This window comes from Sphingobacterium puteale (genome assembly GCF_050986225.1).
Lineage (GTDB): Bacteria > Bacteroidota > Bacteroidia > Sphingobacteriales > Sphingobacteriaceae > Sphingobacterium > Sphingobacterium puteale.
Genome location: NZ_CP158959.1, coordinates 903,828 through 917,726 on the forward strand (window position 1 = coordinate 903,828; position 13,899 = coordinate 917,726).

9 protein-coding genes are annotated in these 13,899 nt (G+C 42.1%); 6 read left to right on the forward strand and 3 right to left on the reverse strand.

The annotated features are described in order from the left end of the window. Positions 1 to 19 precede the first annotated feature (19 nt). The gene (locus tag ABTV71_RS03765; RefSeq protein ID WP_433902285.1) at positions 20 to 3,271 is read left to right on the forward strand and encodes a SusC/RagA family TonB-linked outer membrane protein; all 3,252 of its coding nucleotides are present in this window, start codon (positions 20 to 22) and stop codon (positions 3,269 to 3,271) included. 136 nt (positions 3,272 to 3,407) lie between these two features. Next, the gene (locus tag ABTV71_RS03770) at positions 3,408 to 4,928 is read left to right on the forward strand and encodes a RagB/SusD family nutrient uptake outer membrane protein (protein ID WP_433902286.1); all 1,521 of its coding nucleotides are present in this window, start codon (positions 3,408 to 3,410) and stop codon (positions 4,926 to 4,928) included. A gap of 198 nt (positions 4,929 to 5,126) precedes the next feature. On the opposite strand, the gene ABTV71_RS03775 is transcribed toward ABTV71_RS03770, so the two are convergent. Further along, complete coding sequence (locus ABTV71_RS03775) at positions 5,127 to 6,212, reverse strand: Gfo/Idh/MocA family protein (protein ID WP_433902287.1); 1,086 nt, start codon at positions 6,210 to 6,212, stop codon at positions 5,127 to 5,129. A gap of 51 nt (positions 6,213 to 6,263) precedes the next feature. Next, positions 6,264 to 6,875, reverse strand: a complete 612-nt coding sequence (locus ABTV71_RS03780) for a hypothetical protein (protein WP_433902288.1) — start codon at positions 6,873 to 6,875, stop codon at positions 6,264 to 6,266. A 117-nt stretch (positions 6,876 to 6,992) separates the two neighbouring features. Between ABTV71_RS03780 and ABTV71_RS03785 the strand changes: the two genes are divergently transcribed. Continuing rightward, positions 6,993 to 7,181 carry a sulfatase-like hydrolase/transferase gene (locus tag ABTV71_RS03785; RefSeq protein ID WP_245971368.1) on the forward strand — a complete coding sequence of 63 codons (189 nt, stop codon included), beginning with the start codon at positions 6,993 to 6,995 and terminating at the stop codon, positions 7,179 to 7,181. Positions 7,182 to 7,188: 7 nt separating this feature from the next. Beyond that, positions 7,189 to 9,279, forward strand: coding sequence for a polysaccharide lyase 8 family protein (locus ABTV71_RS03790; protein WP_433902289.1), 2,091 nt, complete (start codon positions 7,189 to 7,191; stop codon positions 9,277 to 9,279). A 120-nt stretch (positions 9,280 to 9,399) separates the two neighbouring features. Here ABTV71_RS03790 and ABTV71_RS03795 read toward each other — a convergent pair whose 3' ends face one another. Continuing rightward, on the reverse strand, positions 9,400 to 11,793 hold the full coding sequence (locus tag ABTV71_RS03795) for a TonB-dependent receptor (protein WP_433902290.1): 2,394 nt from the start codon (positions 11,791 to 11,793) through the stop codon (positions 9,400 to 9,402). A gap of 425 nt (positions 11,794 to 12,218) precedes the next feature. Between ABTV71_RS03795 and ABTV71_RS03800 the strand changes: the two genes are divergently transcribed. Together ABTV71_RS03800 and ABTV71_RS03805 are read left to right on the forward strand one after the other, a co-directional pair. Beyond that, complete coding sequence (locus tag ABTV71_RS03800) at positions 12,219 to 12,839, forward strand: RNA polymerase sigma factor (protein ID WP_433902291.1); 621 nt, start codon at positions 12,219 to 12,221, stop codon at positions 12,837 to 12,839. 63 nt (positions 12,840 to 12,902) lie between these two features. Then, entirely contained in the window at positions 12,903 to 13,883 is a 981-nt protein-coding gene (locus tag ABTV71_RS03805; RefSeq protein WP_433902292.1) for a FecR family protein, read from the forward strand. Positions 13,884 to 13,899: the final 16 nt, after the last annotated feature.

The following is a 13,899-nucleotide window of genomic DNA, read 5'->3' on the forward strand; positions in this document are numbered from 1 at the left end:
TAAATCAAATGCACTACTTATGAAAATTAAAACCAACAATGTCTTTTGGTTATTATGTGCTATTGCAGCAAGCTCATCCGCTGTTCAAGCTAAACCTCTTTCACTAACCGAAGTCCAGTTCAGGCAGGTACAAAATCCCGTTAGGGGCCGTGTGGTCGATGCGCAGGGTAATGCCGTGTCGGGGGCAACGATCCAAAATCTGAAAAGTAAAAAATCTGTTCAATCCGATGAAAATGGAAATTTTCAGATCGATGCGGAGATCAGTGATAGACTTAGTATCTCCTATGTAGGATTTAGTAACCTTATCCAGCCTATAACGCAATCCAATGGGCAGATCTTTGTCCTACAGACCAATGAAAACACGCTTGAAGAAGTAACGATTTCTATCGGTTATCAGAAAATACGAAAATCCGATGTTACTGGTGCCATTGCAAGTGTGAAGGCCGAAGAATTAAACCTAAGTGCGCCAAAACTATCTCAGGCTTTAGTTGGTAAAGTAGCCGGGGTACAGGTGATGCAAACAAGTGGTGCCCCTTATGACGGGACCAAAATGCGTGTCCGCGGTATGGGATCGATCAACGCCGGTTCGGATCCATTGTACGTTATTGATGGTTACCCATCTGGAAACAATTTAAATATCAATCCCAATGATATTGAATCTTACGACGTTTTAAAGGACGCTGCTTCTGCAGCGATCTATGGATCCCGTGGCGCCGGAGGTGTTGTATTGATCACCACCAAACGTGGCAAGGAAGGTAAAAGTAATGTGGATTACGAAGTATTGGGGGGCTTTGGTCAGCTTTCCAAGAAAATAGACGTCTTAAATTCGGAACAGTTCATTGATCTCCTGATTGATGGCCGTAATAATTCCTATAAAGACCTTTTGGCCGCGAAAGGGATCGCTTGGAGTGATAGCAGACGCTTTGATGATAATAAAACACGTATCGCCAATGTCGGAAATGCCGGCTCGGTGAGTATTCCTGAAGACTATTATGACTTTGCCTCCGGTACAGCAAAAAAAGCGAAATATGATACGGATTGGCAGGATGCCTTATACCGTAATGCACCTTTCCAACGTCATAACCTCTCCACCCATGGCGGCAATGAGAAAAATCGTTACTTTCTAAGTGGTTCCTATCAGAATCAACAAGGTATTATGTTAGGTACAGACCAAAAAGTGTTTAACTTTCGGGCTAATATTGACAGTAAAGTAAGTAAAAGACTCACCGTCGGCGCAAATGTTTCATTTACATATAATGACAACAACGAGGTGACGACAGGCCGCTACGACAGAAGCCCATCAATGGCCGCGTTAATTTATTTGCCGACCCTCCCTGTTTATAACGAAGATGGAACCTATGCCAAATACCTGATGGCTGATCTGTCTGCAAATAACTTTGGTATCCAGAATCCAGAAAACCCACTGGCCTATGTTACTGAAATTAAAAACAACCGCCGTGGAAAGAGAGGAATATACAATGTCTTTGCTGATTTTTCCATTATTGATGGCCTAAATCTTAAAGTAAACGGTGGATTGTCTACTTATGACGAGAAGTATGATTATTTTCGTCCGACAAGTATATCCGATGGAAACAACAAACCGTTTTCACCGCAGGCAATTTCTGCAGCCTACGCAGATGCCAAGACAAAAAATGAACTGGATAAATTGCTAGAAACAACATTAAACTATAACAAGACTTTCGGTGAGAAACATCAGGTATCTGCATTATTGGGTTATTCGGCTCAACGAACGGATTACGATTATCAAGGTGTGCGGGCCAACGGCTTTAATAACAATGCGATTGGCGAAATTACCGATAAGGGAGCCGATCCTTCTAATTTCCAATTGTTAAAAGACGATACGTTCAAACGTACGACAACGCTCCAGTCTTATTTTAGCCGCGTAAACTACAGTTTTGATTCGAAATATTTCCTTTCGGCATCCATTCGTACAGATGGTTCCTCGCGCTTCGGACCAAATAACAAATGGGGAACTTTCCCCTCGGTTTCAGCTGGATGGACGGTCTCCAAAGAGGAGTTTTATACCGATTGGTTAGGACAACAATCGACAGTCAAACTAAGAGCGAGCTGGGGACGTAGTGGAAATAATAATATTGGTGACTATCGCGCGATTTCCATTATCAACTCGCCAGCGGGAGTTATTCTTGGCGATAAAGTGGAAACTTCCTATACCGCAGGTGATCTACTCGATCCAAAATTGAGCTGGGAAACAACTTCACAATACAACGCCGGTCTGGATCTCGGTTTGCTAAAAGGCCGACTCAACATTATGACCAACTTCTACTTGAGCAGTTCCTTTAATTTATTATTCAACCAGCCACTCTCCGCTGTATCTGGATCAACGACGATCTTGACCAATCTGCCAAATTCGAAGGTTCAGAATAAAGGTTTTGATGTACAGATTGATGCAACACTAATTCGAAAAAATGAATTTGAATTGGGATTCAGCGGAAACATTAATGTTAACAGAAATAAGGTGCTTGATCTAGGAGGTGCTTCTACCATCCTGACGAATGGCGCTGAACGCTCTTACTTAACGCATATCACACAAGAAGGAAGTCCAATTGGTATGTTCTATGGTTTTAAAGTTCTTGGCGTGGCAACAGCGGAAAACTATAAAACTGTCGCACCTTCAGCGGCTTCAACAACTCCGCTACAACCCGGAGACCTTTATTTTGAAGATGTAGATGGCAATGGTGTAGTCAATGATGCCGATAAACGGGTGATCGGCAATCCGCATCCTAATTTTACCTATGGCTTTGCCTTCAACGCGCGCTATAAGGCATTCGATCTACGCGCATCATTTAATGGCTCCCAAGGGAATAAAGTGCTGGATGGCTATGATTATTACCTCTACAATATGGAAGGCTCCGGCAATCAATATGCGGATGTCGCACAACGCTACCGTTCGGCTCAAAATCCAGGAAATGGAAAAGTATACCGTGCATCGCGTGGCGGTACGCAAAGTAACAGTACGCGTCTTTCTGATTTTTATCTGCAGGACGGTTCATTCTTGCGTATGACAAATATTGCTCTGGGGTACAATCTTCCCAAAAGCCTTGCAGAAAAATTAACACTTTCTGGGGTAAGGGTCTATGCTACAGTGGACAATCCATTTACGATTTCTAAATACAAAGGCTACAATCCGGAACCGGATTATAATCAACGCGGCAACCTGACACCAGGTGTGGATTATGGGCTTTATCCATTGGTGAGATCGTATAACCTTGGTGTGAAAGTAACGTTCTAATGATTTGACCGAGGAGCTATTGTGCATACAGGCATATTAGGAAAAAAAACCTATCAGTAGCTTCGTCTTTATAAATAATCGCCTTGCAAACCTCGCTTTGAAAAGAGGTAGGCAGGAAAAAATAAAAAATAACAGGATGAAAAAAAGATATATATTACCCTTTGTTTTGTTGGCATTGTCTTCATGTACCAAAGACTTTTTAAATCAGAAAAATCCCAATGCCGTCACGATCGATGATTATTTCAAATCAGAAAATGATGTGCTCTTGGCTGTCAACGGGCTCTATCAGTCCCTTCGTACGGGAAGTACACTCGGTGAATCGAGCACTTTATACAATGAAGAACGTTCGGACAACTCAGGACGTAATGATAACCAATCCAATGCCGGGGAACCATTCCAGTTCAATGACTTCTCGTTGCTGCCGAGTAATACTTATCTCAAGACACATTGGTCTGCCATGTATGCTGCCATCAGCCGTTGTAATGTGGTTCTTTCACATGTCGATAATGTGACCTTTACAAGTGCAGAATTAAAAGGCCGTTATATTGCGGAAGCGAAATTCGTCCGTGCATTACTATATTTCCATATGGTACGCAAATTTGGAGATATTCCATTGTCTACGGTACAGGTTACAAGTAAAGAGCAAGCAAATGAATTGGCTTTTCGGCAAAAAGAGTCGGTTGTGTATGAACAGATCATTAAGGATTTGACGGAGGCATTGTCCAGCAATCTTCCCAATACACAGAAAGATTACGTCATTGGTAGAGCGTCTAAATCGGCCATTAATGCGATTTTGGGGCAAGTATACTTAACGTTGGGTGCAACGCAGACGTCGGGGAGTGCAGAAAATTTTGCGAAGGCAGAACAGTACCTCAATGCGGCTTACCAAATGCGAACTTTTGGCAAGCTAAACGAAATCCCCTATGCGGATGTTTTCGATGTGACCAAGAAAAATAGCTGTAAAGAACTCGTTTTTCAGATTCAGTACAAACAGGGAGACCAAAACTATAGCTCGAGTATCGCCCGTAATTACCAGGCGCGAGGAGAAACTATCAACTCACGTTACAATTCGACAGGTGCTGGTGAAGTGGCAAAACTAGATTTGATTAAAGATTACGAGCAAGACGATATCCGAAAAGGTTTCTCCGTGAAATTTGCCACCAATACGCAAGTTAACGATTGGTTTGTAACCAAATTTAGGGATAATAGTGACGCTGCGGGTACCAACGGTTGGGGCGGAAATGACTGGATCTTGATCCGCTATGCTGATGTGATGTTATTATTAGCGGAGACCAAATACCGTTTAGGTAAAGAAGCTGAAGCTATTGCGTTGCTGGATCAGGTTCGTGAACGCGCAGGGCTACCTTCGTATGCTGTGTCCATGTTGAACAATGACTATCGCACAAAATACCCAACATTAAAAGAAGCGATTTTACATGAACGCCGGGTGGAACTGGCTTTCGAAAATCATCGTTGGTTTGACTTAATCCGGAACTATAATCCGCAGGAATTGGTGACGTACTTTAAAACTAAAAACCAGGCGGATTATGGGAATGCTAAAATCTCCAATATTTCCACAAAGGATAGATACTATCCAATTCCTTTTGATGAATATAAATTGGATCCACAGCGTATGTATCAAAATCCTGGCTATTAATCTATCAGGGTATACGGGAATTGGGCTATGTTCCTTTGTATTAGGAAAACGAATTTCGGATGTTATCATCGAATTTCGGGCAAAGGAAGAAACGTTGATGATAGATCCAGATGAGCCATTGAATCCCTGATGGATCGTTTGAGATATCTTAGAAAAAGGTATATGGATGATGTCCATATACCTTTTTTTGTGCTAAGATCAATTTAATAAAATTGACTTTCCTTCCTTTGCGGAACGCTTGGCTGCCTCCAATATCTCAACAACCGTCACATTGTTGCTGATGGAACCTAAATCGCCTTCAGGCAGCTGATTTCCTCTTAATACATGTTCCAGATACTGGATGTGATTTTCGAAATAGTGCTGATCTGTTTGAATAACGGTCGGCTCCCCATTATGCTGTACATATTTCAATAGCTTTTTATCATTTTTTGCATAGAGCTGAGCCTTTGTTCCGAAAACTTGTAGATCCTTGACACTATATGGCCATGCCCAAGAGGCCTGGATAATACCTGTACTGCCATCGCGGTAATTTAAGATAATCGTGGCATCATCTTCGACTTTTGGATAAACTTCGGGCTTCAGTTGATGCGTAATGGCACTGACAGAAATAGGACGTTCACCATTCTTGATCCAGGTCATGAGATTGGCCCCATAACAGCCGAAATCCATTAATGCTCCACCGCCATTTTTCTGTGGATCTGTTAGCCAGTCGAGAAAATAGCTGCTACAGCCGATCTCTTTGGGCCCTTCATGTCCATCTTTTACAATCATCCGTGTCACTCGACCCACTGCATTTTGATCAATCAATTGCTTGAGCTGTTGGTTGCTCTTGTACCAGGTCGTTTCATAATTGACCAAAAAAGCCGTTTTGTTTTCCCTAGATAAAGTTGCTATGCGTTTGGCATCAGCCAATGTGGTTGCCATCGGTTTCTCTACCATGATAGGTATTTTGAGCGGTAGGCAGATTTCCGCTACATTGATATGCTCATTGGTGGGGTTGTAAGCAAGAACGACATCGGGCTTTACTTTTTTGAGCAAGGAACTTAGATCTGGGTAAAAAACGGACTTCGGAAGATGGTATTGTGCCTGAATTTTGCCGGCTAGGACACTGTTAGGCTCGGCTATTCCAATAATATCGACCTTCTTCTCTTTGTATAGGTTCAAAAGGAGGTATACATGGTCGTGATTGAGTCCCGCAACAGCGACTTTAAGTGGACTGTCCGCATAAGCAACATGCTGAAATAGCATCGTCAACAAAAAAAATATCTTTACTATATGTTTCATGGTATTCTGTTTAGGTTCGATAAAGATACCAATTTGAATTCTTTAAATCCTTTAGTAAATCCAGTCAATCTTTGGATGCGATTGTATTATTTCCGCTACGATATCGAAATAAGTCTGTCCTTTTCCAGCTTGTAAATCGGCTAGCTTTTGTTGGAAATAGGTATGATTGAATGGTGAATTGGCTGCAAGTTTCTCCTGGTAATAGGCGAGCGTGGTGGTCACACCTAATGCAGCCCGACTGTGAGCGATATCCCGCCAAATGATCGTATGCTTTTTTGCGTCCTGCAATTTCCCAAATCCCCCGTAAAGCAGGTCGTCGAAACCGTCCAAACTGCCAATTTTCCAATTCTCACCGGCCATATAGACCTTATTGATTTCGGCGTAAAAACTCGCAATATCTGCAATATGAGCCCCTTCGATAACAACAAAACCCCATTCGGGATGAAGGGAAATGAGTTTGGTAAAGTCTGCCCAGAGCTCCGCTATCGGGATCGGAAAAGACGCTTTTGACCATTTTTTCGCAAACCGAAAAAGGTTTGGCAAGAAGTGCTCCGGAGTACTTTCGCGTAGGCTTGTCAGGGACTCGGACAAAGCCTGCTCCTGAAGATTTCCGACCAGAACTTTAGCAATAATCACAAGTTGATTTCTGTCGTTTATTTCCATCAGCTTCACATTAGATTTACTTATATAAAGGACTAAAAAAAAATGAATTAACGAAATCGTTTTCGATTTTTTTACGAAAATACAATACATTTAAGGTTACATTTAGCTATAAATCTAATGCTATGGTCTATCGGAAAAATGTGCTTTCGTATACTTGCGGTGTTGAGTATACTTTCTCTAATCGAGATTCCTGTCTATGCACAACAGCGACCCAATGTTATTGTGATCCTGAGCGACGATGGTGGATATGATGATTTTGGCTGCTTTGGCGAAAAAGATGTTCATACTCCGCATATTGACCAATAAAAAACGAATGAAAATCATACTTATACTTTTACTCGCATTTGGAGCTGTCATGGCTAAAGCCCAGGACAGCCATACATTTGACCGCATCAAAAAACATGTGTACGACGACGAATTGCAAAGTTCGGCCGCGCCCAGTGATAAAGCCACAATTTGGAGGAGTCAATTGACTGAAGCTGGTACTTGGTCTGATATAGATTACACAAGTAAATCAATTTCACTCTGGCCTCCGGGAGAACACTTAGACCGCCTGAAAGCTTTGATCGTAGCTTATGTATCTCCCAAAAGTAAATTTTATCAGCAAAAGTCGCTTTATGACAAGATTGTACAGGCAGCGCAGTATTGGGCAAATAATCGCTTTGAATCAACGAACTGGTGGCACAATGAAATTGCCTCTCCCAAAGCAATAGGTGTCTGTCTGATCCTGATGAAATTTGGTCAGGAGAAAATTCCACCTACCTTGGAAATGCAGCTGGTGAAACTCATGGAGCGGGGAGATCCTTATAAAAAAACAGGTGCCAACAAAAGTGATATTGCCATGCATTACTTTTACCGGGCACTGATCCTGTTAGATGAGAATCTATTGGCTGCAGCAATGGAGCAATTGCTCCTTCCCATCCAGTTAGTGGATGGCGAAGAAGGCTTACAATATGATTTCTCTTACTTGCAACATGGCCCACAACTGTATATTGCGGGCTATGGTGAAGAATTTTTAAAGGGTATTTCCAAAGTCATGGCCTATGTCCGTGAGACACCTTATGCGGTTAATAAGGAGAAATTGGACCTCTTCGAAAAATTTCTTTTGGAAACCTACCTGCCGATCATACGCGCACGTTATATTGATTTTAATGTGCATGGACGCGGGATATCGCGACCAGATATATTGCGCAAGGATCAGGAGGTCGGCATATTGCAGCAGATGCAATTGATCGATCCGGCCAACAATGCTGTTTGGAAGAAAGGAATGGCAAAATTAGATAGCCTTCAGGCTTTTGATGCTGAATTTACTCACCGGCATTATTGGAAAGGGGATTATACCACTCATCTCAGAAAGCAGTATCATTTCAACGTACGCCTGGCAAGTAAGCGAACCAACAAATCGGAATCGGGAAATGGGGAAAATATGCTTGGAAAAAATATGACGGATGGTGTAACCAATATTCAGGTTTTTGGACCGGAATACTATAATATCATGCCGGTATGGGAATGGGATAAAATTCCGGGTACGACAACACGGGATTATCCGGATGATCAGGAACTGAAAGAACAGTGGGGGGCTCTGGCGACCAATGCTTTTGCCGGTGGTGTTAGCAACGGTACGATCGGTGCATCGGCGATGTCTGTTCAATATGATGGTGTGAGTGCACAGAAGGCATGGTTCTTTTTCGACAGGGAGATCGTTTGCTTAGGAAGTGGAATTACATGTGCTGCGGTGGAACCGGTCGTAACAACACTGAATCAAACTTGGTTGAATGGCCCGGTCGTATGGAATGGAAAAGAGATCTCGACGAGGGATTCTCTGATCAGAAATGTAAAAGGTGGTGAATATGTACTGCATAATCGGGTCGGCTATTATTTCCCGGAAGCAATGAAAGTCGCTCTGACGGCAAAAGAACAATCGGGCTCCTGGTACCGCATCAATCGTTCCCGATCAAAAGATGCTGTCCGTGGTAAGGTATTTAAATTATGGGTTGAGCAAGCAGCGAAACCTGTAAATGGAAGTTATGCTTATATTGTTGTACCTGGTGTAGATCAGATAGATAAGAGGGCTATGCAGCAGCTAAAAATCTGGCACAATACACCTGCTATTCAAGCCGTAGAACATCAGGGGCTGGCTGCTATTCAGGCAGTGTTCCATCAGTCAGGTACCTGTCAAATTGGGGCTTGGTCTATTCAGGTGGATAAACCGGTCATTCTGCAAATTACAAAGGGAGATAGCGTATTCAAGCTGGATGTGGCAGATCCTCTACAACAGGAAAAAGCCATACATGTTCATCTCATTAATAAAAGTGCAAAAGTAAACCAAACCGTTGAGATAGCTCTGCCGCAAGCTGAGTACGCGGGTAGTACGGCGTCAAAAATAATCACGATCGGTAAATAAGTAAAGTCTTACCCCTTTCGTAATTGTCGTGAATATTAAAAAGGAAGGTCCAGGATCTGTAAGGAACCTGGACCTTCTTCATTTATTTGACCGTAGTTTGCTATTCACGTCGCTGGTCTATTAGAATTCTATTCTATAGTTAATCGTTGGGATGATCCCGGTCCATTTTTGTGGCTCAATGATACGTTTGCTAAAATTGTAATGCATACCGACCGTATTCTCTCTATTAAGGATATTTTGAATGTCCAGGATGATGAGGTGGCTCACTTTCTTGCGGTTGATGCGGTAGCTTGACGAAAAGTCAAGTCGGATATAAGGATCGGCAGTTAGGGTGTTAATCCGGCTTTGATCGATGATTTCCTCATCTAAACGTAAGGATTCATCTTCCAGCACCGGAGAGTATTTTCTTCCGCCGGCGTAGATCAGTTTGGCGTTCATCCCGAATAGGTTATTTTTATTTTTTCCCACTGTCCATTCTTTTCCCAATAATAGATTGCCGACATAGCGTGTATTGAATGTTGTATTGTATTCTTTGCCATTGAGTGCTTTGAATTTGGAATCAAATACCGAAGTGGTGGCCATAAAATAATACCCTTTGCTGAGTGATTTTTCAACTGTTAGTTCAATGCCATAGTTTCTACCTGTACCTTTATTGACCAATTGACGATAGGTCGATGTTCCGATTGCCGAAATATCCGATACGTTGAGCAGGGAGAAGTTCATGTCTGGATCTGAGGAGACAGGTACATTGTATAAATGTTGGTAATAGACTTCGGTTTTAAATCTCAGCGTGCGGCTTAGATTTTTTTCATAGCCCATAACAGCCTGCGCGGATTTGGTAGGAGATAGTGCAGTATTATCTGTTGTATTTTGTCCGGTTCCTCCGCTCTTGGCAAAGTAATAACTGAGTGGTTCTAAACGATTGTAGAGTCCTGTGCCAAAGGATATCGTCTGATCTGCCGCGACTTTCCAGTTTAAGCCCAGTCTAGGTTCTGCAGTCCAGCTTTTACTTAAGGCAAAATAGTTGGCATGTACCCCCGTATTTAGTGTCAGGCGATCGGACAGTTCTGTTTTGAGCTGTGCAAAAGCGTCATAGGTACTGGTATTTCCCTTTTCATTGACACGTTCTTTTAATGCGGCAAGTTCGGTATCATAGGTTAAGGCGTAGAGATCATAGCGAAGCAGACTGGCATTGATTCCCGCCCGGATCGTGTTTTTACTGTTTGCTCTGTAATTCAGGCTACCCGCATACCGTATTGCGGTATTTGTAAATTTATCTTTGTGATATAGGCTTGCCACGTAGTCCTGTGTCAGGGTATCTGTTTTATTGGAATTGCGGCTGATTGATGCTGAAATAATGTTATTGAAATACAATCTATCGTTAGCGATATACTGATGTTTTAGTCCGGCACTTCCAGCGTTAAATCCCAGGTTCATGTCCTGCGCATCTGTCCGTTCCTCCCATTCCTGGAAATTGCGTTTGGCAGTTTCGTTTATCTTTCCGAGGCCGCCGATCCCAAAGAGCGAAAATGTTCCGGCCTTCTTGGTCGGAAAAACAAAATTAAAGGAGAGGTCCTGGTACTTTGGAATACCTGTATCCGAGACTTTTACACCTATTTTTTCCAATAGACTCAATGAGGAGTAACGATAGCTGATCAAATAAGAGGCATCGCTTCCTTTTTTGAAAGGGCCCTCTAAAGTTGCACCTACCCCCAACACACCGACATTGAATGTATATTCGCGTTTATCGGTATTTCCCTTTCTAAATTTAAGGTCAAATACTCCTGATATGGCGTTGTTGTATTCAGCAGCCAGTCCACCAGTATAGAAATCAGATTTTCCTAAAACCATCGTATTAAGCATACTTATCCCCCCACCAGCGGCACCTTCGGCTCCAAAGTGGTTGGGATTTACAATTTCGATGCCTTCCAATCGCCATTGTAAGCTTTTAGGCGAATTTCCACGCACAATGATCTCGTTGTCGTCACCACCGGCAACAACACCGGGAAAACTTTGCGCCATTCTGGCCGGGTCAAAAAAAGCTCCAGCATAACGGTTGGTCTCCTCTGGAGAAAAAGAGCGCCCGCTGGTCATCGCCATTTGATTTAATGGTTGCTTTCCAGTGTTGGCATAAACCACAGCTTCGTTTAAGGTGTTTGCCTGTGGTTCCATTTCAATATTAAGGATATTCTCACGGCCGGAGGTGATGAGCAGTTCTGACAGTTCTTCCTGTCTATAGCCCGCCATACGTACCCGTAATACTTGACGTCCAACAGGAACCTGCATTAGCCTAAATACTCCCTGCTGATCTGTACTAACGGATTTTGTATCACCGTCGGAGGAAAGGATAATGGTGGCACCGATCAGTGGTAGTCTTGTATTTTTGTCCAGTACAGTCCCTTTGACAGTCTCGGTCACCATCCGTCGGTTTGTCTTCGTCGAATCTTGTACCTGGGCAAGTGATTGCGTGGCCTGGGTCGCCATTGCAATTATTAAGATTGATGTTAGTTTCATATTGATTAAGCTTTATTTTTATGACAGCTAACTTTCGTTTTACCCTTAGCAACCGCGATAATTTTTTTAAACAGACTTTTTTGTCCTTGAAAATAGGATGAAGTAAAAACGTTATTAACATAAATAGCATTTATATAGAGCAAATTAACAGTGTTGTTAACATTTTTATGATTGCACGATACCTCGAAAGGATCGGGCGATGAATTGACTATTTCTTGTAAGCAAACACAGAAAAATTACCCACCTCATGCTGGGCAGGTTTTCAACAAAATGTCTTTTAATGCTTAGGTACTTAACACGGTTATTAACAAAAATAAAGGCTTATTGTACAATATCGCTCCCATCTCATATAAATGGGAAGCTTGTGTTTGAAATCTTCCGGAAAAATTAACATTCCCGTAATCTTGCGCCACTATCTTTGTAAGGTGAAAACGACCAAAGGCCATGTAGATAACCATTATTTATCACGTTTTAAAGCGGGTGATCCCAAAGCTTTTACCTATTTTTTTGATTTGTATTGGGAGGAGCTGTATACAACGGTCTTTCGCCATCTTAGGGATGAAGCCTCCGCAAAAGATCTCGTGCAGGAAGTTTTTATACACATCTGGGAAAAACGCCATCTCATTAACACCGATTATAGCTCCTTGAAATCTTATCTCTATACTTCTGTTAAAAACAAAGTACTCAATTATTATGCGACGGAGCGGGTGCGTAAACAGGTGTTTGATCAGGCTGCCGAACGAATGGAGCTATTTACCAATTTAGATGATCACAATCTGGCAAAGTACAAGGCGTTGGAGGTCATTGTGGAAGAGTCTATTGGACGGTTGCCCAAATTGATGCGATCGGTTTATTTGATGCGCTATGAAAACTATTCGATAACGCAAATCGCCAAAGAGTTAAACCTCGCCGAACAGACTGTCAAAAATTATTTGTCGGATGCAAGAAGAATCCTGCGTCAGGAATTGACACAACGATTTGCTGATCGTGATTCTATTTTTTTACTCTTCGCCGGTAGTTGTCTGCTTCATTATTATTTAATATAAAAAACACATTGAATTAAAGTACTTCGAGGGTATTCAACTGTATTAGAATAAAAAATAATAACAGTGAATATCGAGAACTTTAAACGTATAATACAAGATTACCTGCAGGGAAAATTGACCGAAAGGGAAAGTGAACAGGTGGATAGTTGGTATCAGTCTATTACAGAAGAAGATATTAATCCGTTTCATGATGAAGCCCATCGTCATGCGGTAAAGGACGAACTGTTTAAACGGCTTGTACCAACCCTACAAGCTGAAAGAAAAAGCGCAGTTCGGATCCAGCGGTTTCGCTGGTTGTCTGCCGCTGCGGCAATTCTATTACTCGGTATCTCATCTCTTTTATTTTTGCGGAATCATCAACAAGCTCTTCCTTCTAGGAAAATATTAGCTGAAATGCAGCTTACGCAAACAGTGACGAAAGCTGGTGAATTGCGGGAGATTTTTCTTCCTGACGGAACTTCCGTTTTTCTCAATGGAAATACACAGATTCGTTATGATAAGATAAACTATGGGAAAAGTAGAGCCATTTTTTTAGATCGGGGCGAAGCTTTTTTCAAGGTCAAGCGTGATACCCTGCATCCATTTACGATAGCATCAGGAGCTGTCTCAGTCACTGTATTGGGGACATCCTTTAATGTCAATCGTTCGCAGGCTTCCGGACAAGTTACGGTTGAAGTTAAAACCGGACGTGTAAAGGTGTTCGCTGAAGAAAATGGGGAACAACGTATCCTGACTCGGGGTAAAGCTGCACGTTACAGTCTGGCAAAAAAATATTTTGAAATTTTTGATCAGAATCCAAATACCGTAAACCTATGGACACAGGGGGGAATGCTATTGAACAATGTGGGATTCAATGCGCTTAAAGAAATTATCTACAACCGTTATGGTGTTGTATTGATTGCAGACAACCTTGATACGGATAAATTCAATTACTCCCTGATGATTCCTCAGGTTGAGTCATTGGATCAGGTCTTGACTATGATCTGCACTATTCATCAAATCAAATTTAGGAGGGAAAAAAATGAAATAATCTTACACAAATAAGCTGCATTAGCAGGAA